Source organism: Streptomyces hilarionis, assembly GCF_024539675.1.
Taxonomy (GTDB): Bacteria; Actinomycetota; Actinomycetes; order Streptomycetales; family Streptomycetaceae; genus Streptomyces; species Streptomyces hilarionis.
In genome coordinates this window covers 1-20,166 of the sequence record NZ_JAHHIT010000042.1, presented here as the reverse complement: position 1 = coordinate 20,166, position 20,166 = coordinate 1, and the positions used below count along the sequence as shown (strand labels likewise).

General features: G+C 73.5%; 19 protein-coding genes and 1 pseudogene. 10 read left to right on the top strand and 10 right to left on the bottom strand.

The genetic code is table 11. The features are described from left to right. Positions 1-11 precede the first annotated feature (11 nt). Positions 12-1,142: a magnesium and cobalt transport protein CorA gene (locus tag KMS84_RS09320; RefSeq protein WP_256915630.1), complete on the bottom strand. Its 1,131-nt coding sequence runs from the start codon at positions 1,140-1,142 to the stop codon at positions 12-14. A gap of 167 nt (positions 1,143-1,309) precedes the next feature. Continuing rightward, complete coding sequence (locus KMS84_RS09315; protein WP_256915629.1) at positions 1,310-1,483, bottom strand: hypothetical protein; 174 nt, start codon at positions 1,481-1,483, stop codon at positions 1,310-1,312. A gap of 211 nt (positions 1,484-1,694) precedes the next feature. Between KMS84_RS09315 and KMS84_RS09310 the strand changes: the two genes are divergently transcribed. Next, complete coding sequence (locus KMS84_RS09310; protein WP_256915628.1) at positions 1,695-2,279, top strand: suppressor of fused domain protein; 585 nt, start codon at positions 1,695-1,697, stop codon at positions 2,277-2,279. 67 nt (positions 2,280-2,346) lie between these two features. Here KMS84_RS09310 and KMS84_RS09305 read toward each other — a convergent pair whose 3' ends face one another. Beyond that, positions 2,347-3,570 (bottom strand): MFS transporter, encoded by a 1,224-nt coding sequence (locus KMS84_RS09305; RefSeq protein ID WP_256915627.1) that lies wholly within the window; start codon positions 3,568-3,570, stop codon positions 2,347-2,349. A gap of 173 nt (positions 3,571-3,743) precedes the next feature. Here KMS84_RS09305 and KMS84_RS09300 point away from each other — a divergent pair, with 173 nt between their 5' ends. The 3 genes from KMS84_RS09300 (at position 3,744) to KMS84_RS09290 (ending at position 6,282) form a co-directional block, all read left to right on the top strand. After that, positions 3,744-4,385 carry a DUF6758 family protein gene (locus tag KMS84_RS09300; RefSeq protein ID WP_256915626.1) on the top strand — a complete coding sequence of 214 codons (642 nt, stop codon included), beginning with the start codon at positions 3,744-3,746 and terminating at the stop codon, positions 4,383-4,385. A 380-nt stretch (positions 4,386-4,765) separates the two neighbouring features. Then, positions 4,766-5,623, top strand: a complete 858-nt coding sequence (locus KMS84_RS09295; protein WP_256915625.1) for a PHP domain-containing protein — start codon at positions 4,766-4,768, stop codon at positions 5,621-5,623. 53 nt (positions 5,624-5,676) lie between these two features. Beyond that, entirely contained in the window at positions 5,677-6,282 is a 606-nt protein-coding gene (locus KMS84_RS09290) for a MarC family protein (RefSeq protein ID WP_256915624.1), read from the top strand. A 79-nt stretch (positions 6,283-6,361) separates the two neighbouring features. On the opposite strand, the gene KMS84_RS09285 is transcribed toward KMS84_RS09290, so the two are convergent. Further along, positions 6,362-6,514, bottom strand: coding sequence for a DUF8834 family protein (locus tag KMS84_RS09285; protein ID WP_094103735.1), 153 nt, complete (start codon positions 6,512-6,514; stop codon positions 6,362-6,364). A 204-nt stretch (positions 6,515-6,718) separates the two neighbouring features. Here KMS84_RS09285 and KMS84_RS09280 point away from each other — a divergent pair, with 204 nt between their 5' ends. Next, positions 6,719-7,612, top strand: coding sequence for an NYN domain-containing protein (locus KMS84_RS09280; protein WP_256915623.1), 894 nt, complete (start codon positions 6,719-6,721; stop codon positions 7,610-7,612). 131 nt (positions 7,613-7,743) lie between these two features. Here the strand turns inward: KMS84_RS09280 and KMS84_RS09275 are convergent, their stop codons facing one another. After that, on the bottom strand, positions 7,744-8,619 hold the full coding sequence (locus KMS84_RS09275) for an alpha/beta fold hydrolase (RefSeq protein ID WP_256915622.1): 876 nt from the start codon (positions 8,617-8,619) through the stop codon (positions 7,744-7,746). Positions 8,620-8,734: 115 nt separating this feature from the next. Then, complete coding sequence (locus tag KMS84_RS09270) at positions 8,735-11,569, bottom strand: DEAD/DEAH box helicase (RefSeq protein ID WP_256915621.1); 2,835 nt, start codon at positions 11,567-11,569, stop codon at positions 8,735-8,737. 512 nt (positions 11,570-12,081) lie between these two features. Here KMS84_RS09270 and KMS84_RS09265 point away from each other — a divergent pair. Next, entirely contained in the window at positions 12,082-12,825 is a 744-nt protein-coding gene (locus KMS84_RS09265) for a ferritin-like fold-containing protein (protein ID WP_256915620.1), read from the top strand. A 330-nt stretch (positions 12,826-13,155) separates the two neighbouring features. Here the strand turns inward: KMS84_RS09265 and KMS84_RS09260 are convergent, their stop codons facing one another. From KMS84_RS09260 to KMS84_RS09245, 4 genes are all read right to left on the bottom strand, one after another. Continuing rightward, complete coding sequence (locus KMS84_RS09260) at positions 13,156-13,425, bottom strand: hypothetical protein (RefSeq protein WP_256915619.1); 270 nt, start codon at positions 13,423-13,425, stop codon at positions 13,156-13,158. A gap of 215 nt (positions 13,426-13,640) precedes the next feature. Next, positions 13,641-13,868 carry a DUF3107 domain-containing protein gene (locus KMS84_RS09255; RefSeq protein ID WP_020130831.1) on the bottom strand — a complete coding sequence of 76 codons (228 nt, stop codon included), beginning with the start codon at positions 13,866-13,868 and terminating at the stop codon, positions 13,641-13,643. Positions 13,869-14,014: 146 nt separating this feature from the next. Next, positions 14,015-14,656 carry a TetR/AcrR family transcriptional regulator gene (locus tag KMS84_RS09250; RefSeq protein ID WP_069771643.1) on the bottom strand — a complete coding sequence of 214 codons (642 nt, stop codon included), beginning with the start codon at positions 14,654-14,656 and terminating at the stop codon, positions 14,015-14,017. Positions 14,657-14,836: 180 nt separating this feature from the next. Then, a complete protein-coding gene (locus KMS84_RS09245; RefSeq protein WP_256915618.1) occupies positions 14,837-15,055 on the bottom strand; it encodes an Rv3202a family protein in 219 nt (72 codons plus the stop codon). A 241-nt stretch (positions 15,056-15,296) separates the two neighbouring features. Here KMS84_RS09245 and KMS84_RS09240 point away from each other — a divergent pair, with 241 nt between their 5' ends. From KMS84_RS09240 to KMS84_RS09225, 4 genes and pseudogenes are all read left to right on the top strand, one after another. Then, positions 15,297-16,268, top strand: coding sequence for an alpha/beta fold hydrolase (locus KMS84_RS09240; RefSeq protein WP_256915617.1), 972 nt, complete (start codon positions 15,297-15,299; stop codon positions 16,266-16,268). Between the two features lie 7 nt (positions 16,269-16,275). Beyond that, a complete protein-coding gene (locus tag KMS84_RS09235) occupies positions 16,276-17,721 on the top strand; it encodes a DUF3152 domain-containing protein (RefSeq protein WP_438818917.1) in 1,446 nt (481 codons plus the stop codon). A gap of 299 nt (positions 17,722-18,020) precedes the next feature. Continuing rightward, entirely contained in the window at positions 18,021-19,802 is a 1,782-nt protein-coding gene (locus KMS84_RS09230; protein ID WP_256915616.1) for a DUF3492 domain-containing protein, read from the top strand. Further along, positions 19,799-20,166, top strand: a pseudogene (locus KMS84_RS09225) (hypothetical protein); the annotation flags it as partial. The gene KMS84_RS09230 and the pseudogene KMS84_RS09225, both read left to right, overlap by 4 nt.

The window sequence follows — 20,166 nt, the reverse complement described above, 5'->3', positions numbered from 1 at the left end:
GGGCGCCCGCCTCACAGCCAGCCGTTGCGCTTGAGCGTGCGGTGGATGCCCACGCAGAGGGCCACCATGGCCGACATGACCACGGGGTAGCCGTACTTCCAGTGCAGTTCCGGCATGTAGTCGAAGTTCATCCCGTACACCCCGCACACCATCGTCGGCACGGCGATGATCGCCGCCCAGGACGTGATCTTGCGCATGTCCTCGTTCTGCGCGACGGAGGCCTGCGCCAGGTTGGCCTGGAGGATCGAGTTGAGCAGTTCGTCGAAGCCGACGACCTGCTCCTGGACCCGGGCGAGGTGGTCGGCGACGTCCCGGAAGTACTTCTGGATGTCGGGGTCGACCAGCCGCATCGGCCGCTCGCTCAGCAGCTGCATCGGACGCAGCAGCGGCGACACCGCCCGCTTGAACTCCAGCACCTCGCGCTTGAGTTGGTAGATCCGGCCGGCGTCCGTGCCGCGCGGGGTGCCCTTGCGGCCCGGCGAGAACACCTCCGTCTCGACCTCGTCGATGTCGTCCTGCACGGCGTCCGCGACGGCGATGTAGCCGTCGACGACGTGGTCGGCGATGGCGTGCAGCACCGCCGAGGGGCCCTTGGCGAGGAGCTCGGGGTCGTCCTGGAGGCGGTGGCGCAGCCCGCGCAGCGAGCCCTGGCCGCCGTGCCGGACGGTGATGAAGAAGTCCGTGCCGGTGAAGCACATGACCTCACCGCTCTCGACGACCTCGCTGTTGGCGGTGAGCCGGTCGTGCTCGACGTAGTGGATCGTCTTGAAGACGGTGAACAGGGAGTCGTCGTAGCGCTCGAGCTTGGGCCGCTGGTGCGCCTGCACCGCGTCCTCCACGGCCAGCGGGTGCAGCCCGAACTCGGCCGCGATACCGGCGAATTCGGCTTCGGTCGGCTCGTGCAGGCCGATCCACACGAAGCCTCCGTCGCGCCGCACCTGACGCATGGCGTCCTGCGGGGTCGGCGCCTGCGGGAACACGACGCGCGAGCCGTCGCGGTAGACCGCGCAGTCGACGACGGCCGAAGGGGTCGCGGGGTCGCGGGTGGTGTCGTAGGCGCCGGTGTCCGTGCGCCCGCCCCCCTTGCGCAGGGAGGGGCGGGCGGGGCGGACGACGGCACGGAGGTCGCGGATCATCGACATGGCAGGCTCCTTCGCGATGAGCAAAGAAAGACCGCCACGACGGATGGAACTGCCCGGAATGGGGACGTCCTGACGAGGTCTCCCGGCCCCTGGGGCTGGGAAGGGGTTTGGCACGTCCACAAAGCGGGGAGCACCGCTCCGTCGCGGTGGCGAGCTTCGCTGCTGAATCAGACCGGAGTGATCTGGCAGATCGGATCGGTGGGACCGATCGGGCAGATCAGGGCAAAGAACGAAACGAAGTGCTCTTCCGCGTGAAGAGGAGCGCGACAGACGGCGAACGGCCGGAGGCCAAGAGGCCAGAGCAGCGGTGTCAGCGGCGGGAAGAGCGAGTGGTACTGCACGGGTGACTTCGATCCATGACAGCCCCACCTCCTCCAGCCGGTCCCTCGTGAGGGAGTCTCGTCTGCGTCGAGGCGAGAGGGCGACTTCTCCGGGCCGAAAGCCTGGGAGGCGCCCACTGCGTGTTGCCCCGAACCACCGGGCCACAGTACCAGTCGCCCGAAGTGTCAAGGCGCTGCTTTGCCCCGCGCTGACGAGTTCTATGCTCGCCGCATGGCTGATGTTCTTCCTCTGGTCGAGGCCCGTCTGCGCTCCGCGCTGGGCGAGCCCGACGCCCGCGCCGCGGTCACGTTTCTCGGCGCGGACCGCGTCGAGGTGCTGCGCTTCCACGAGGGCGACGTCGTCCGCTACGCCACGCTCGGCATGTCCGCGCAGCCGATGAGCGACCCCACGGCGGTGCTCGCGGATCCGGTCCGCGGCCCGCGCGCCGAACTGCTCCTGTCCGTCCGGCCGGGCGGCGCCGACACCGACAAGGTGCTTCGTCCGCTCGCCGTGCTCGCGGCGTCCCCGCAGGTCGAGGGGGTGGTCGTGGCCCCGGGTGCGTCCCTGGACGTGGGCGGGCCGCTGTGGCCCGGCGCCGCGTTCACCTCGGTCCTGGTCGCCGAGCCGGGCGGTCTGGTCGAGGACCTGGAGCTCGACGAGCCCCTCGACCCCGTCCGCTTCCTCCCGCTGCTCCCCATGACCCCCAACGAGGCCGCCTGGAAGCGCGTCCACGGCGCCCAGGCCCTCCAGGAACGCTGGCTGACGAACGGGACGGACCTGCGGGATCCCTCCCGCACGTCCGTCCCGCTCGGCTGACGCTTCGTGAGGAAGGTCACCGACGCGCAGCCCGTACCGGTCGGTTGACCCGGCCGGGCGCGCGAGGTCAGTTCGCGAAGACGGTGACCGAGTCCTCCGTCGCGTGCCGCGGCTCCAGTTCCCGCGCCTCGTGCGTCAGCGCCTCGCGCCGGACGAGGACCACGACCGCGCCGAGCACCGCCGTCACCGCCGCGACGACGAACGGCATGTGGACGTCGCTCCACTCCTCGATCTTCGGCGCGAAGTAGGGGGCGGCCGCGGCCGCGAACCACCGCACGAAGTTGTAGCCGGCGCTGGCCACCGGACGCGGGGCGTCCGACACCCCGAGCGCCAGCTCGGTGTAGACGGTGTTGTTCACGCCGATGAACGCGCCGGACAGGACGGTGCACACGACGGCCGTGGTGTGGTCGCCGTAGCCGAGGGCGAGCACGTCGGCGGCGAGCAGCACCAGGGAGCCGCCGAGCACCTTCAGCGAACCGAACCGCTTCTGAAGACGCGGCGCCACGAGCACCGAGAAGACGGCCAGCAGCACGCCCCAGGCGAAGAACACCGCGCCCGACCTGTAGGGGGTCATGTCGAGCACGAACGGGGTGAAGGCCAGCACCGTGAAGAACGTGTAGTTGTAGAAGAACGAGGAGGCCGCCGCGGAGGCGAGCCCGCCGTGGCCGAGCGCCTTGAGCGGGTCGAGCAGCGAGGTCCTGCGGGCCGGCTTCGGCTGCTCCTTCAGGAACGCCGTGATGCACAGGAAGCCGATCGCCATGAGGAACGCGGTCCCGAAGAAGGGGTAGCGCCAGCTGGCGTCGCCCAGCAGCGCGCCCAGCAGCGGGCCGCAGGCCATGCCGAGGCCGAGCGCGGACTCGTACAGCAGGATGGCGGCCGCGCTGCCGCCGGCCGCCGCGCCGACGATCACCGCGAGGGCGGTGGAGACGAAGAGCGCGTTGCCCAGTCCCCAGCCGGCGCGGAAGCCGACGAGTTCGGAGACCGAGCCCGAGGTGCCCGCGAGGCCGGCGAAGACCACCACGAGGGCGAGGCCTAGCAGCAGGGTGCGGCGCCCGCCGATGCGGCTGGAGACGAACCCGGTCACCAGCATCGCGAGCGCGGTGATGAGGAAGTAGGAGGTGAAGAGCAGGGAGACCTGGCCGGCCGTGGCGTCCAGTCCCTGGGCGATGGACGGCAGGATCGGGTCGACCAGGCCGATGCCCATGAAGGCGACGACGGAGGCTCCGGCCGTCGCCCATACCGCCTTCGGCTGTCGCAGGATGCTTCCGGCTCCGGCGTCGAACGTGTCCATGGTTCCTCTCGTCCCCTAGATAGTTGGTGTATACACATAGTAAGTTAGATCGATCGCCTAATGAATGCAAGCTACATCTATATCGGTCCGTGCGGGCCTTCCTGCCGTCGGTTTCCGTCCGGACGGGTGATCGTCCTTGACGTGGGCGGGCTCGGGTAGGACCGTGGGGCTCTATGAGGGGCGAACCCAGTTGCCCGAAGTGTGGTGGCCGGGTCAGGGCTCCCGGACTCTTCGCCGATTCCTGGCAGTGCGACGTGCACGGGACGGTCCATCCGCTACAGCCCGTGATCCCGCCCAGCGTCGAGGCCCTCGGCGTCGTCGTGCACCGCACGCAGGTACCCGTGTGGATGCCGTGGCCCTTGCCGGTCGGCTGGCTCTTCACCGGTGTGACGTACGCCGGCGACGACCGCAGCGGCGGCCGCGCCACCGCGGTGGCCTGCACCGGGCCCGGTCCGCTCGGCGGCGTGGGTGAGCTGATCCTGGTCGCCGAGGAGCTCGGCGTCGGCCTCGGCGCGCGGTACGCAGGCGTGGACGGGCCCGACCCCGGGCCCTACATGAGCGTCGAGAAGCCCCCGCAGGCCAAGGTCCTCGCCGCCGGCCGCCCCACCCCCCTGTGGCACGTGTCCGCCACCCCGGACGACCGCGCGGTCTTCGCGGGCGAGGCCCGTGGGCTGTGGCTGTGGGCCGTGGTCTGGCCCGAGCAGTCCGGACTGCTGATGTACGACGAGCTGGTGCTGACGGACCTGCGGGACGCCGGGGCGGAGGTCGAGCTGGTGCCCTGCGGGGCCCTGTCGCCGCGCCTGCTCAAGCCTTAGGGCGTGTTTCGAAAGTCCCGTCTGCCCGGCGACGTCTGGCACGCACGCTCGCCGCGTTGTCGGGGTCACCCCGATACAACCAGTATCGGGGTGACCCTCCGCCTTGCGATCGCACGCACCAGACGCCGCCGGGCCCGCCCTCCGGGCGGACGACGCTACTTTCGAAACACGCCCTAGCCGTATACACCTGGCGCGGGCGCGCGCCGTCGCGGCGTGGCGCCCCTGCGCGGCCTTCTCCCCGCCCCTGCGTCGACGTACGGGACGTCGTCGGCGTTCGGCGTGTAGGGGGCGCTGGGCGGGTTCGGGTGTGACGGATGGGGGTTGACCACCGGCTATGCTGGGGCGTCCCCATCCGTCCGTCACCGTCTGGAGCCCGCGTCGTGCGCATCGATCTGCACTGCCACTCCACGGCGTCCGACGGCACGGACACCCCGGCCGAGCTGGTCCGCAACGCGGCCGCCGCCGGGCTCGACGTCGTCGCCCTGACCGACCACGACACCACCCGCGGACACGCCGAGGCCCTCGCCGCGCTGCCGTCGGGCCTCACGCTCGTGACCGGCGCCGAGCTCTCCTGCCGGATCGACGGCGTCAGCATGCACATGCTGGCCTACCTCTTCGACCCAGAGGAGCCCGCCCTGCTCGCCGAGCGCGAGCTGGTGCGCGACGACCGGGTGCCCCGGGCGCGGGCGATGGTGGCCAAGCTGAACGACCTGGGCGTGCCCGTCACCTGGGAACAGGTCGCGCGGATCGCGGGGGAGGGGTCCGTCGGGCGGCCCCACGTGGCCGCCGCGCTGGTCGAGCTCGGCGTCGTCCCCACCGTGGGCGACGCCTTCACCCGGGACTGGCTCGCCGACGGCGGGCGCGCCCACGCCGAGAAGCACGAGACCGACCCCTTCGAGGCGATCCGGCTGGTCAAGGGCGCGGGCGGGGTCGCCGTGTTCGCCCACCCGGCCGCCGCCAAGCGGGGGCGCACGGTGCCGGAGTCGGCGATCGCCGAGCTGGCGGCCGCCGGCCTCGACGGCATCGAGGTCGACCACATGGACCACGACGCGGACACGCGGGGACGGCTGCGCGGGCTGGCGAAGGACCTGGGCCTGCTGGTCACCGGCTCCTCGGACTACCACGGCAGCCGCAAGACGTGCGAGCTCGGCGAGTACACGACCGACCCCGAGGTGTACGGCGAGATCACCCGGCGCGCCACCGGGGCCTTCCCGGTGCCGGGCGCCGGCGGAGTCTGACGCCCTCCCGCGCGTCCCCCTTCTCACCTCTTCCTCGCAAGGCTTGTGCACTGATGTTCGACGTCGCCGTCTTCGGCTCCCTGTTCCTCACCCTTTTCGTCATCATGGATCCCCCCGGGATCACCCCGATCTTCCTCGCCCTGACCGCCGGACGCCCCGGCAAGGTGCAGAAGCGGATGGCCTTCCAGGCCGTCTGCGTGGCGGGCGGCGTGATCGCCGTCTTCGGACTGCTGGGCCACCAGATCCTCGACTACCTGCACGTCTCGGTGCCCGCGCTGATGATCGCCGGCGGCCTGCTGCTCCTGCTGATCGCGCTCGACCTGCTCACCGGCAAGACCGACGAGCCGAAGCAGACCAAGGACGTCAACGTCGCCCTCGTCCCGCTGGGCATGCCCCTGCTGGCCGGGCCCGGTGCGATCGTGTCCGTGATCCTCGCCGTGCAGAAGGCCGACAGCGTCGCGACGCAGGTGTCGGTGTGGGCGGCGATCCTCGCCATCCACGTGGTGCTGTGGGTGGTGATGCGGTACTCGCTGCTGATCATCCGGGTCATCAAGGACGGCGGCGTGGTCCTGGTGACGCGGCTCGCGGGCATGATGCTCTCCGCCATCGCCGTGCAGCAGATCATCAACGGCGTCACCCAGGTGATCCGGGGGAGCTGAACGCCCCGGCACGCACGAAGCCCCCCACGGCGTGGCCGTGGGGGGCTTCGAAACCTGTGCGGGACCTGTATCGCCCGTGTTATGAGGCCGAGGCGTCGGCCGGACGGATCCACAGCCGCTGCCCGATGGCGGCGGCCTGCTGAACGATCCGGTTGACGGAGGCGGCGTCCACGACGGTGCTGTCCACGGGCGTGCCGTCGACGTCGTCGAGTCGCATGATTTCGAAGCGCATTGCTTCTCCCTTCGTCTGGTCATCCCCCTCGCGGAGGATTGCTGTGCTCGTTGCTACATGAGTAGTCAACGCGGCGCATGTTACGAACATTCCCTACGCTAAAGAAATTTTTCGAACGACTAATTACTAACGAGTAAGGGGGTTTGCGGGGACTGACCGGGACCGGTTGTGTTCGCAGCGTGACCACCGGGACAATGGGGGGCGATGAACGACGACCTCCCGGCCCTCGCCGCCCGCATCGACCGCACGAACGAGCTGCTCACCCGCATGCTCGCCGAGGTGGCCAAGACGCCCTCGACCCACGCGATCTTCGTCGACGCGGGGTACCTGTACGCGGCGGCGGGACGCCTGGTGGCCGGGACCGAGGACCGCCGGGCCTTCGACCTCGACGCCGAGGGCCTGATCGAGGCGCTCATCGACCGCGCCCGCTCGATCTTCGCCGACAGCCGGCTGCTGCGCGTCTACTGGTACGACGGCGCCCGGCGCCGCATCCACACCGCCGAACAGCAGTCGATCGCCGAGCTGCCAGACGTCAAGGTGCGCCTGGGCAACCTCAACGCCAACAACCAGCAGAAGGGCGTCGACTCGCTGATCCGCACGGACCTGGAGTCCCTGGCACGTCACCGCGCCATCAGCGACGCGGCCCTGCTGGGCGGCGACGAGGACCTCGTCTCGGCGGTGGAGGCCGCCCAGGGGTACGGCGCCCGCGTCCACCTGTGGGGCATCGAGGCGCCGGACGGCCGCAACCAGGCCGAGCCGCTGCTGTGGGAGGTGGACAGCCAGCGCACCCTCGACCTCGACTTCTTCAAGCCGTACGTCTCACGGCGCACCAGCGTCCACGACGCGACGGGCGCGAACCGCCCCAGCCGGGAGGCCGTGCGCTTCGTAGGGGCGCAGATCGCGGCGAAATGGCTGGCGGCGCGAGGCAGGGAGACGCTGGCCGAGCTCCTGCCGGGCCACCCCTACCTCCCCGGCTCCGTCGACCAGGACCTCCTCGTGGAGGCCGAGGGCATCCTGCAGTACTCCCTGCGCGGCCAGGCCGACCTCCGGCGCTCCCTGCGCGACGGCTTCTGGGAGCACGTGCAGACGCAGTACTAGGCCGATCCCGCCGTACCGATGGCGGGCGGACAGTGTCGTGTGCGTGCGCGTGTGCGTGGGCGTGGGTGGCGCGGGCCGTGCGGGTGGGGCGGGCGGCCCCGGTTCAGCGGGGCCGGGTCGGCCGCGCGGGCTCAGCGGTGCCGGTCCCAGAAGTCGGCGAGCGCATGGGCCGTCGGCAGCGGCTTGTCCAGGTTCGGCGAGTGTTCGGCGCCCGGCACGACCGTCCGGTGCGCGCGCAGGTCCATGGCCATGGCGTCCAGCAGGGGCACCGGCCAGGTGTCGTCGCGTGCGCCGGACAGGACGTGCAGCGGCAGCGGCACCGCGGCCAGTTCGCCGACGCGGTCCGGCTCGACGCACAACTGGCGTCCCGCCGCGAGCAGTTGGGCGGGCTTGTGGTTCAGCCAGCGCAGCCGCATCTGGTCCAGCTTGCCGAAGCCGCGGGCCGGACCGCCGATCTCCTCGGGCGGCCCCATCGCCAGGATCGCCGCCCACACCTGCGGCATGGACATCACCGCGAGCGCGTCGTGCAGCAGTTTCACCCGCTGCTTCTGGGACTCCGAGATCTCGGCGGGGCCCGAGGAGACGAGCGTGAAGGAGACGAAGGGGGAGTGGTCCAGCAGGACCGCGGCCCGGGCGATCTGCCCGCCCAGGGAGTGCCCGACGAGATGCACGGAGGTGTCGAGAGCGGCCGCCTGCGCGAGGACGTCCCTGGCCAACTCCGCCTGGGCGTAGGGCGCTTCGTCCTCCGCGGGACCGTCGGACTCGTTCTGGCCGCGCCCGTCCACGGCGACGCTGCGGTAACCGCGGGCCGCGAGCGGCTCGTGCAGCCGGTGGAAGTCCTCCTTGCTCCCGGTGAAGCCGGGCAGCAGCAGCGCGACGCCGCGCGGCTCGACGCCGGCGGCCACGGGCGCGTCGACGACGGCGAACTCACCGCGCTCGGTCCGCAGCGCGTACGCACGCGCGCCGGGAGGGGGCGGGAAGGGGGTGTCGATGCTCGGCCTGGTCACGTGCCGAGGCTACCGGCAGGGACCGGGGTGCGCCCTCGCCGGGACCCGCCCAGGGGAACGCCGACGGCCCGGCCCCTCCGGAGAGGGACCGGGCCGTCGGGTCGTGCCCGTCCGCTCAGCCGTCCGCGGGCTCCGCGGTGGCGGTCGCCTTGCGGGCGCGGCGCACCCGGGGCCTCGCCTCGGCCGCCGCTTCGGCCTCGGCGGGGGCCGGGGCGGTGGCGGCGGTCTTGCGGGTGCGGCGCGGCTTCGCGGGCTCCGCTTCCTGGGTGGCCTGGGCCGGGATGTCGGCGGTGGTCGCCGTCGTCTCGGGCTGGGCGGCCGTCTTGCGGGTGGTGCGGCGGCGCGGCTTGGCCTCCGCGCCCTCCGCCGTGTCGACCGCGCTCACGGCGGCGGTCGACGTCGCGGCGGTCGCCGCCTTGCGGGTCCGGCGCGGCGGGGTCACGACGGCCTCGGCGGCCGGCTCGGCCTGCTCCTGCGTCGCCTCGACGGCCGCGGCGGCCGTCTTGCGCGCGCGGCGCGGCTTGGCCGGGGCGCCCTCGGCCGTGTCGACGGCGGCCTCGGCCGGAGCCGCCGCCTTACGGCTGCGACGCGGCTTGGCCTCGGCCTCGGCGGCCTCCGCCGGGGCCTGCGCGGTGACCGCGGCGGTGGCGGCCGTCTTGCGCGCACGGCGCGGCTTGGCCTCGACGGCCTCGGCCGTCTCCACGGCGGCCTCCGCCGGGGCGGCGGCCTTGCGGGTGGTGCGGCGGCGCGGCTTGGCCTCCGTGCCCTCCGCGGTGTCGGCGACCGCCTCGGCCGCCGCTTCGGCCTCGGCGGGGGCCGGGGCGGTGGCGGCGGTCTTGCGGGTGCGGCGCGGCTTCGCGGGCTCCGCTTCCTGGGTGGCCTGGGCCGGGATGTCGGCGGTGGTCGCCGTCGTCTCGGGCTGGGCGGTCGTCTTGCGGGTGGTGCGGCGGCGCGGCTTGGCCTCCGCGCCCTCCGCCGTGTCGGCGGCGGCGGTGGCCGCCGCTTCGGCCTCGGCGGGAGCCGGAGCCGTCGCCGCAGCCTTCTTGCGGGTACGGCGGGGCTTGACCTCGGCGGCCGGGGCCTCGACCGTCTCGACCGCGGACACGGCCTCGGTCGCGGCCACTGCCTCGGTCGTCGCCGGAGCCGTCGCCTTGCGGGTGCGGCGGCGCGGCGCGGCCTGCGCGCTCTCCACGCCCTCGGCCGTGTCGGCGACGGCCTCGGCCGCGGGGGCCTCGGTGGCCGGCACGTCCGCCACGGCGGTGGCGGGCGCGGCCTCGGCGGTCCTGCGGGTGCGGCGGCGGCGCGGCTTGGCCGCGGCGTCCGTCACCTCCTGCGCCGGGGCGCTCACGGTGTCGACGGCGGCGGTCTCCGCCGTCGCGACGGCGGCCACGGCGGCCTCGGCGACGGGGGTGACGGCGTCCGTCACGGCCGGCGCGGCCGTCGCCGCGATCTCCGGTGCGGCGCCGGTGCGCGTGCGGCGACGGCGGCGCGGGGTGCGTGCCGCGGTCGTCTCGTCCGCCAGGGGCAGCTGCTCGGTCACGGGAGTCTGCTCGGCGGCGGTCCCGGTGGGCGCCGACGTCGCGTCGAGGGGGGTGCCGTTGCGGGTACGGCGGCGACGGCGCGGGGTGCGCGCCGGACGCTCCCGCTCCTCGGCGTGCTGCTCCGCGGGCCGGTCGCCCCCGCCCCGGCCGCCGCGGTCACCACGGCCGCCGCGGTCGCGGCCGCCCCGGTCGCCACGACCGCGCGCGCCGCGGCCGCCCGGCTCGCCGAGGTCCTCGAGCTCCTCGGCGTCGAGCCCGGCGCGGGTGCGCTCCGAGCGCGGCAGGATGCCCTTGGTGCCGGCGGGGATGCCGAGGTCCTCGTAGAAGTGCGGGGAGGTGGAGTACGTCTCCGGCGGGTCGCTGAAGTCGAGCTCCAGCGCCTTGTTGATGAGCTGCCAGCGCGGGATGTCGTCCCAGTCGACCAGCGTGACGGCGATGCCCTTGGCGCCCGCGCGGCCGGTGCGGCCGATGCGGTGCAGGTAGGTCTTCTCGTCCTCGGGGGACTGGTAGTTGATGACGTGGGTGACACCCTCGACGTCGATGCCGCGCGCGGCGACGTCGGTGCAGACGAGGACGTCGACCTTGCCGTTGCGGAAGGCGCGCAGCGCCTGCTCGCGGGCGCCCTGGCCGAGGTCGCCGTGGACCGCGCCGGACGCGAAGCCGCGCTGCTGGAGCTGGTCGGCGAGGTCGGCCGCCGTGCGCTTGGTGCGGCAGAACACCATGACCAGGCCGCGGCCCTCGGCCTGGAGGATCCGCGCGACCATCTCGGGCTTGTCCATGTTGTGCGCGCGGTACACGTGCTGCTTGGTGTTCGCCACGGTCCGGCCCGCGTCGTCGGGCGACGTGGCGTTGATGTGCGTGGGCTGCGACATGTAGCGGCGCGCGAGGGAGATGACGGCGCCCGGCATGGTGGCCGAGAACAGCATGGTCTGGCGCTTCGCCGGAAGCATGTTGATGATCTTCTCGACGTCGGGCAGGAAGCCCAGGTCGAGCATCTCGTCGGCCTCGTCGAGCACGAGCGACCTGATGTGCTTGAGGTCGAGCTTGCGCTGGCCGGCGAGGTCCAGCAGGCGGCCCGGGGTGCCGACGACGACGTCGACGCCCTTCTTCAGGGCCTCGACCTGCGGCTCGTAGGCGCGGCCGCCGTAGATGGCGAGAACGCGCACGTTGCGCACCTTGCCCGCGGTCAGCAGGTCGTTGGTGACCTGCGTGCAGAGCTCGCGGGTGGGGACGACGACGAGCGCCTGCGGGGCGTCCGTGAGGGCCTCGGGCGCGGCGCGGCCGGCCTCGACGTCGGCGGGGACGGTCACGCGCTCGAGGAGCGGGAGGCCGAAGCCCAGCGTCTTGCCGGTGCCGGTCTTGGCCTGTCCGATGACGTCCGAGCCCGACAGGGCCACGGGGAGCGTCATCTCCTGGATGGGGAACGCGGTGGTGATGCCGACGGCCTCCAGGGCCTCGGCGGTCTCGGAAAGGATTCCGAGCTCTCGGAACGTCGTAGTCAGGGTGCTGCCTCTTCTGTGTGCGCGGTGCGAGGCGAGCGCGGGGGTCTTTGACGGACCGTGCCGGGGACGTCGGCGGCCTTACGGGCGAGCCGTGGAGGGCAAGCCGTTCGGCACGGGACCACTGCCGACGCTCTAGCGCTCGTACCGCTGGAGGGTGTCCCTCTGGCCTGCGTACGCAATGTGCCGTACGAGCCATGAGGGCTGTCGGGTCGGAGCCGATCGGGCCACCGACCGGGCATCCTCATACGTGCGGCCCGTCGAATATTCGGCAGGCGCATTACCACCATACCCCGGAATCGTGCACATGTGATGGCCGATTCGGTCACGTTGTGGTTGTCACAATGCCGGGCGCGATCCCGTACGTCTTCGTTGTCACACTGACTGACCAGGGACTTCCCCCGCGCGGCCGGCGGGCTATTGTGCGCTTCATGACGACCTCTGACAAGCCCGAGAACACCGCCGCCGCAACCGGGATCGCCGCCCAGGACTGGGCGACGGCCTCCGCCGACCCGCAGTACCGGGCGGCCGTCGTGGACTTGCTGGGTGCGCTGGCGTACGGCGAGCTGGCGGCGTTCGAGCGGCTCGCGGAGGACGCCAAGCTGGCGCCCACGCTGGAGGACAAGGCGGAGCTGGCGAAGATGGCGTCGGCCGAGTTCCACCACTTCGAGCGGCTGCGCGACCGGCTGACGGAGATCGGCGAGGGCCCCACGGTCGCCATGGAGCCGTTCGTCGCCGCGCTGGACGGCTTCCACCGGCAGACGGCCCCCTCGGACTGGCTGGAGGGTCTGGTCAAGGCGTACGTCGGCGACTCGATCGCCAGTGACTTCTACCGGGAGGTCGCGGCGCGGCTGGACAGTGACACGCGTGGCCTGGTGCTGGCGGTGCTCGACGACACCGGTCACGCCGGCTTCGCCGTGGACCGGGTGCGGGGCGCGATCGACGCCGACCCGCGCGTGGGGGGACGGCTCGCGCTGTGGGCGCGGCGGCTGATGGGCGAGGCGCTGTCGCAGTCGCAGCGGGTGGTCGCGGACCGCGACGCGCTGTCGACGATGCTGGTGGGCGGCGTGGCGGACGGGTTCGACCTCGCCGAGGTGGGCCGGATGTTCTCCCGGATCACCGAGGCGCACACCAAGCGGATGGCGGCACTGGGACTGGCCGCCTAAGGCCCGAGGCCGCCCGCCTGTCCGCCCACGCGGTGCGGCCCGTCCGCGCTGGGCCGCGGCCTGCTCGTGCGGGTCGGGCCGCCCGCGAGACCGGCGGGTGCGGTGTGCGGCGGACGTCGGTGGGCCTGCGGGCCCAAGCATCGGGCGCCCGGCGCGAGGATTCGGCGGGCGTGCCCCTGGGCCGAGGCGGTTCACGGGATCGGCGGGTTCACGGGCCGGTGCGGCCGACGTCGGCGGTGTCGGCGGGACGTCGGCCATGGGCCGGGCGCCGGGGCTTCGCCGGCCGCCGCGGGGGCGGTGCCGGGGGTCTCGCCGGCGCCGGCGTCGGACCTACGCCGTGGCTGATCGTCGTCGGCGCAGGCCGGCCGGGCGCAGCAGGAGCGAGAGCGAGGCGGCGGAGACGGTCGCCGCGCCGAGGAGGCTCGGCAGGGCCGACCCGGGGCCGAGTGCGCTGTGGGTGACGAAGTCGCCGAACAGGGCTCCCGCGACGCCCGTCGCGTAGACGAGGGTGCGGACCGGCAGGCGGTGCGAGAGGCGGGTGACCGCCGCCCACGCGAGCACGACGCCGAGCACAGTGGAGCCGAGCGCTTCCAAGATCATGTAGGTCCCTCCCAGGCGGCGGGGCTGTGCACCGTGGTCGTAGCCCGTCATACCCGTGACCTGCGAAAGGCAACCCTCCTTCGAGGGAGGCTCGTGACCGGTCCGAAAGCCGGACGCCGACGGCCGGGGCGGGCGGCCGACTGCGCGGGTCGGACCGACGAACGCAGGAGGGCCCGGCGACCACGCGGTCGCCGGGCCCTCCTGCGTTCGTTCGCCTACAGAGCGCCGAAGCCCACCTTGCGCGGGGCGGGCTCGCCCAGCTCGACGTAGGCCAGACGGTCGGCCGGAACCAGGACCTTGCGGCCGTGCTGGTCCACGAGGCTGAGCAGCTGTGACTTCCCGGCCAGGGCCTCGGCCACCACGCGCTCGACCTCCTCGGGAGTCTGACCGCTCTCCAGAACGATCTCGCGAGGCGCGTGCAGCACGCCGATCTTGACCTCCACGGCTATGTCCCTCCGACGGTCACGAGGTGCGCGGGCGTCCGCGCCGTACGCTGCACACATTAGCCCGGTGAGGGGACGTGCACGGCCCGGCCGTCCACGCCAGGAGCGAACACCGGACGGGAACAAACGGCCGACCGCCCGCGCGGTCAGTGCTGATCGGTGCCGTGCAGCGGGAAACCGGCGATGCCCCGCCAGGCCAGCGAGGCCAGCAGCTGGACCGCCTGGTCGCGCGGGACGCTGCGGTCGCTGTGCAGCCAGGACCGGGCCACGACCTGCGCGAGGCCGCCCAGGCCGGAGGCGAGCAGCATCGACTCCGCGCGCGAGAGGCCCGTGTCCTCCGCGATGACCTCGCAGATCGCCTCGGCGCACTCGGTGGTGACCTTGTCGACGCGCTCGCGCACCGCGGGCTCGTTCGTCAGGTCCGACTCGAAGACCAGCCGGAACGCGCCGCCGTCGTCCTCCACGTACGCGAAGTACGCGTCCATGGTGGCGCGCACGCGCTGCTTGTTGTCGGTGGTCGAGGCGAGCGCGCCGCGCACGGCCTGGATGAGCGACTCGCAGTGCTGGTCCAGCAGGGCCAGGTACAGGTCGAGCTTGCCGGGGAAGTGCTGGTACAGCACCGGCTTGCTGACGCCGGCCCGCTCGGCGATGTCGTCCATGGCGGCCGCGTGATAGCCCTGCGCGACGAACACCTCCTGGGCGGCGCCCAGCAACTGGTTCCGGCGGGCACGGCGCGGCAGGCGAGTGCCCCGCGGGCGCGCCGCCTCTGTCTGCTCGATGGCTGTCACGCCGCCTCCCTAAGTGGTCCTCATGCGGTGAGCGCCGCGCCGCCATCGTACTTTTCGGTAACCGTGGTGCGCGCGGTGCGAGCGCAGAATTTCACGGACTGGACGACGACAAAAGCGGTAGAGATGGTTTCCAAACATCATGTTCCGGGCATACTAGCGCCCCGCTCCAGCTCAGCCCGGTCAGCGATAGTCCTCCTCGTCGAGCGACACCACGCGCGCCTGTTCGACGAGATCGGCCTCGTCGGCCCGGGCGGGGTCCACGTCCTCCAGGGCGTCGTCGCGCTCCGGCCTGACGTCCGTGGACTGCTCGGCGGCGTCGTTCTCCGGCGCCTCGACGTCGATCTCCCCGAAGTCGTCGTCCTCTTCGAACGTGCCCGGGTCGGTGGGGTCAACGGACATGGTGGGCTCCCTTCCTGCGAAAGTCCCTGCGAGGTGCAGGGGCCACTAGCGGGTGCCCTCGGTACGAGCCTAGGAGACACCCGTTTCGGACGCTATGCGATCGCTGTGCAGGGTGCCCACGATGTGCGCCGTCATGGCCCCGCCGCGGCGATCGCCCGACCCTGGGTCTCGGACCGGCCGGTTCCGCACGTGTGACGGCGAACACACCAGGGCGCGCGTGATCGTCTCGTAACATTGCCGCATGTCTTCGACCGAGCTGCCCTCCGTGCCGCCCACCAGTGTGCTGCCGAAGGCGATCGCTGTACGGGTCGCGGAGGGCGAGCGGCTGCGGTCGGTCGGGCTGCCGGGCGTCACGCTGACGGTGCGTTCCCGGCCGCCCGCGCGCGAGGGCCTGCCGCCCGCGCTCTACGTGCACGGTCTGGGCGGTTCCTCGCAGAACTGGTCCGCCCTGATGGCCCTGCTCGACGGGTCCGTGGCGAGCGAGGCCGTCGACCTGCCCGGCTTCGGCGACTCCCCGCCGCCGGACGACGGCGACTACTCGATCACGGCACACGCGCGTGCCGTGATCCGCTATCTGGACGCCTCCGGGCGCGGGCCCGTCCACCTCTTCGGCAACTCCCTCGGCGGCGCGGTGTCCACGCGCGTCGCCGCGGTCCGGCCCGACCTGGTGCGCACCCTGACCCTGGTGTCTCCCGCACTGCCGGAACTGCGCGTGCAGCGCACCGCGGTGCCCACGGGGCTGGTCGGGCTGCCCGGCGTCGCCGCCCTCTTCAGCCGGTTCACCCGGGAGTGGACGGCCGAGCAGCGGGTGCGCGGCGTCATGGGGCTCTGTTACGGCGACCCCGGACTGGTGAGCCCCGAGGCGTTCCGGCACGCGGTGGAGGAGCTGGAACGGCGGCTGCAACTGCCCTACTTCTGGGACGCGCTGACGCGCTCCACGCGCGGGCTGCTCAGCGCCTACACCCTGGGCGGACAGCACGGGCTGTGGCGGCAGGCCGAGCGCGTCCTCGCCCCGACGCTCCTCGTCTACGGCGGCCGCGACCAACTGGTCGGCTTCCGCATGGCGCAGCGGTCCGCCCGCGCCTTCCGCGACTCCCGCCTGCTCACGCTGCCGGACGCCGGGCACGTCGCGATGATGGAGTACCCCGAGACGGTCGCGTCGGCCTTCCGGGAGCTCCTCGCCGAGACCGCGACCGAGACGTCGGGGGGCTGAGGCCGACGTGGGACGCCACAGCCGGCGCGGACCCGCCCCCAAGGACGGCGCCAAGGGCCCGTCCGAGGTTCCGCCACAGGGGCCCGCGCAGGGGCCTTTGGGGGGATCGGCGACAGGATCGTCGCGAGGGCCTGCGCCGAGCGACGCCAGGGGCCCGCGCGTGCCGGCCCCGCACAACGGTCGCGACGGCGCGCCCGTGCACGGAGCGCCCCGCCTCTCGGGATCTCCCGGGTTCCCCGGTTCCCCCGACGCCACACCCGGCCACGGGGTCCCGCGGGTACGCGGCGGCCACCCCGAGCAGCGTGAGGCCGGGGGCGGCTGGGGTGAGTTGAGGCAGCGGCCGGCGGGTACCGGGCAGCCCGTGATACCGCGTCAACGACCCAACCCCGAGGGCGGCCCGCGCCAGGGCCCCCGCCCCGGCCCGCGTCAGGGCCCCCGCCAGGACTACCTCGCGGCCTTCGACGAGGACGACGAGGACGACGTCTTCGCGCGCGCCGGGACGCGGTCCGCGTCGGCACGCGCGCGGGAGGGCGGTCCGTCCGCCGCGGCCGCCGTCACGCGCACCGGCCCCCACGGCGCCCGCCCGACCGGGCCGACCGGCCTCGACGCGGCGGACGACACGGCGCTCACCGGCCTGCCCGCCCCGGCCAGGAGCGTCAAGGGGCGCACGTTCACCGGGATCGCGGCCGCCGCCGTCACCACGGTGCTGGCCGTCATGGTGGCCGGTCAGGTCACCGACGGACGCGAGGACACCGTCCGCCCGCAGGCGGCGGTCGACCGCGCCGGCGCCGCCGACGACACCGCGCGCGGCGACGACCGGCCCACCCCGTCGTCGTCCACCGGCGCGATCGCGCTCACCTACGCGCAGAAGATGGCCGTCCGCTACCCTCTCGGCGCCACCCTCAAGGGATCGGGCAGGTTCGACGCGGTCCCGGGCGTCGACAAAGCACCCGGCAAGGGCCGGAAGTACACCTACCGCGTGGACGTCGAGCAGGGCCTCGGGCTCGACGGCGCGCTCTTCGCCGAAGCCGTCCAGCAGACGCTCAACGACGACCGCAGCTGGGCCCACGGCGGTGCGCGCACCTTCGAGCGGATCCACTCGGGCAAACCCGACTTCGTCATCACGCTAGCCAGCCCCGGCACCACCGCCCTGTGGTGCGCCAAGTCGGGTCTGGACACCACCGAGGACAACGTCTCCTGCGACTCGGCCGCCACCGAACGCGTGATGATCAACGCCTACCGGTGGGCGCAGGGCTCCAAGACCTTCGGCGACCAGATGTACGCCTACCGGCAGATGCTGATCAACCACGAGGTCGGCCACCGCCTCGGCTTCGGCCACGTCACCTGCGACAAGGACGGCGAGCTCGCGCCCGTCATGCAGCAGCAGACGAAGTTCCTCGACCACGGCGGGATCCACTGCCGGCCCAACCCCTGGGCCTTCCCCGGGAGTTGACCGGCACGCACGGAGGCGGCGCCGACGCGCGCGGAAAAGGCCGGTCGGGGGCCCGCGCGTGCCGCCCCGGTCCGCCGCGCGCTCCGGGCGGCCCCGGCGCACGTGCCGTAACGTTTCGCGGTCGCCTGATCTCCTAGCGCGACGGAACGCGACCCGCACGGGAAAGTTACGTCCGTTCACCCCTTTTGGTGGTGCGATGGACAACCGTCCATCGCACCACCGCCTTGTCCGCATACGTTCGTCCCGCTGCGAGCCGTCGGGTCAACGGCGGCTCCCCCAACGGGAGATCGGGAGTGCGCGTGCGTGTCGGACTGCTTACGGAGGGCGGCTATCCGTATGTGAGCGGTGAGGCCGGTGTCTGGTGCGACCGGCTCGTGCGCGGGCTCGGTCGGCACCGGTTCGACGTCTACGCGCTCAGCAGCGCCGCGCACCAGGAGGAAGCGGGCTGGGTCGAGCTTCCGCCGCAGGTCGGCCAGGTGCGCACGGCGCCGCTGTGGAAGGCCGGGGACGACGGGGTCGCCCACGGGCGGCGCGCGCGCCGGCGGTTCGCGGAGTGCTACGAGGAGCTGGCGGCCGTCCTGTGCGAGGGCGGGGCCCCCGACTCGGCGGTCCCTTCCGAAACCCGCTCCACCCCTCAGGCGGACCGTTTCGCCAATGCGCTGTACGGCCTCGCCGAGCTCGCCCGGAACGAGGGCGGGCTCGGGCGGGCCCTCCGTTCGGAGGGCGCGGTGCGCGCTCTCGAACGCGCCTGCCGCGCGCCCGGCGCGCTGCGAACGGCGCGCGCGGCCCGCGTGCCCGACCTGCTCACCGTCGCGGCCCACCTCGAACGCGCGCTGCGCCCCCTCTCGCTCGACTGGTACGACGACCACGGCGGCGACGAGCGCGCGGGCCTCGGCTCCGTCGACCTGTGTCACGCCACGTCCGGCGGCGCGGCGGCCCTGACCGGACTGCTCGCCCGGCACTTCTTCGACATTCCGCTGCTGGTGACCGAGTACGGGGTACGGCTGCGCACGCACTACCTGAGCGCGGGCGGACCCCCGCCGCCCGCGGGCTCCGACGGCACGCCGTCAGCCGAGGCCGCACCCGCCGCACCCGCCGTGCGCGCCCTGCTCGCCGCCTTCCACGGCCGGCTCGCGGCGGAGACGTACCGGCAGGCCGCCTGTGTCACGCCGGGCAACGCCCACGCCCGCCGCTGGCAGGAGCGCTGCGGGGCGGACCGCGCCAAACTGCGCACCGTGTACCCCGGGATGGAGGCGTCCCCGTTCGCCGAGGTCGGCGACGCCCCGGACGCCGCCGACCCCTACACCCTCGTCCGGGTGGGCCGGGTGGAGCCCGCGAAGGACCTGGTCTCCCTGCTGCACGCCTTCGCGGAGATCCGCCGGGAGGAGCCCAGGGCCCGGCTGCGGATCGTCGGCGCCGCGAGCGGCGCGGAGGGCCGGGCCTACCTCGGCCACTGCCGGATGCTGGCCGCGCAGCTCTTCCCCGACGAGGCCGACGGACCGCACTGCGTGGGCGACAACCCCGTGTCCTTCGAGGAGGTCGGCGACCCGGAAGCCCCCACCCTCGCCGACGTGTACGCGGCGGGCGCGGTGATCGTGCTCTCCAGCGTCGTCGAAGGGTTCCCGGTCGGCCTGGTCGAGGCGATGTTCTGCGGCCGCGCGACGGTCTCCACGGACGTGGGCGCGGTGGTCGAGGTCATCGGCGGCACGGGACTGGTCGTCCCGCCGCGCAACCCGCGGGCGCTCGCGGAGGCGTGCGTGGCGCTGCTGCGCGACCCCGAGCGCCGTGCGCGCCTGGGCGCGGCCGCCCGCGCCCGCGCCCTCGAACTGTTCACCGTCGAGCAGAACGTGGCGGCGTTCCATCGCCTCTACCTGGAGCTCGTCGCCCAGGCCCCGGTAAGCCCGTACGTCCTCGACGACGGCGGCGAGCCCCGCCCCTTCGCCGTCCCCGCCGAGGCGCGGCTGCCGGGGCTGTGGATCGACCTGGCCGCGCGAGGCGCCGCCCGGCACGCTCCCGCCCGGACGCCGGGACCGCCGCCGTGGGAGGCCGCGCCGGTCGGCGCCACGGAGGGAGCGCGATGAGCGGGCTCGGCGAACTGGACCGGCCCGGGCCGCCGGACGTCCCCGACGCGCCCTCCGACCCGCACGCGCCCTCCGACTCCCCTGTGCTCTCCGACCCGGGCGCGCCCTCCGGCGTCCGGGGCGCGGACACCCCCCGCCGTGGGGCGGGCGACCCGGTGAAGGCCCTGATGCACCGCCACCGCGAGCTGTGCGAGCGGGCCGTCGACCCCCTGGAGATCGCGGCGGGCCTGGAGGCGCACGGGGTCACCGACCGCACCGCCGCGCGATTTCGGCACCGGGACGTCTTCTCCCTCGCCGAGGAGATGTACGCCCGCGTCCCCCGCGACGGCGACGCGCCCCCGCCCGCCGCGCCGCCGCCGCGGGG

What these genes read in the sequence shown, in the direction of transcription:
- KMS84_RS09260 (WP_256915619.1), bottom strand. Translation starts at nt 13,425, where the DNA reads ATGATCTTGGAAGCGCTCGGCTCCACTGTGCTCGGCGTCGTGCTCGCG.
- KMS84_RS09270 (WP_256915621.1), bottom strand. Translation starts at nt 11,569, where the DNA reads ATGACGCTCCCCGTGGCCCTGTCGGGCTCGGACGTCATCGGACAGGCC.
- KMS84_RS09245 (WP_256915618.1), bottom strand. Translation starts at nt 15,055, where the DNA reads ATGTCCGTTGACCCCACCGACCCGGGCACGTTCGAAGAGGACGACGAC.
- KMS84_RS09300 (WP_256915626.1), top strand. Translation starts at nt 3,744, where the DNA reads ATGAGGGGCGAACCCAGTTGCCCGAAGTGTGGTGGCCGGGTCAGGGCT.
- KMS84_RS09240 (WP_256915617.1), top strand. Translation starts at nt 15,297, where the DNA reads ATGTCTTCGACCGAGCTGCCCTCCGTGCCGCCCACCAGTGTGCTGCCG.
- KMS84_RS09320 (WP_256915630.1), bottom strand. Translation starts at nt 1,142, where the DNA reads ATGTCGATGATCCGCGACCTCCGTGCCGTCGTCCGCCCCGCCCGCCCC.
- KMS84_RS09310 (WP_256915628.1), top strand. Translation starts at nt 1,695, where the DNA reads ATGGCTGATGTTCTTCCTCTGGTCGAGGCCCGTCTGCGCTCCGCGCTG.
- KMS84_RS09290 (WP_256915624.1), top strand. Translation starts at nt 5,677, where the DNA reads ATGTTCGACGTCGCCGTCTTCGGCTCCCTGTTCCTCACCCTTTTCGTC.
- KMS84_RS09305 (WP_256915627.1), bottom strand. Translation starts at nt 3,570, where the DNA reads ATGGACACGTTCGACGCCGGAGCCGGAAGCATCCTGCGACAGCCGAAG.
- KMS84_RS09285 (WP_094103735.1), bottom strand. Translation starts at nt 6,514, where the DNA reads ATGCGCTTCGAAATCATGCGACTCGACGACGTCGACGGCACGCCCGTG.
- KMS84_RS09280 (WP_256915623.1), top strand. Translation starts at nt 6,719, where the DNA reads ATGAACGACGACCTCCCGGCCCTCGCCGCCCGCATCGACCGCACGAAC.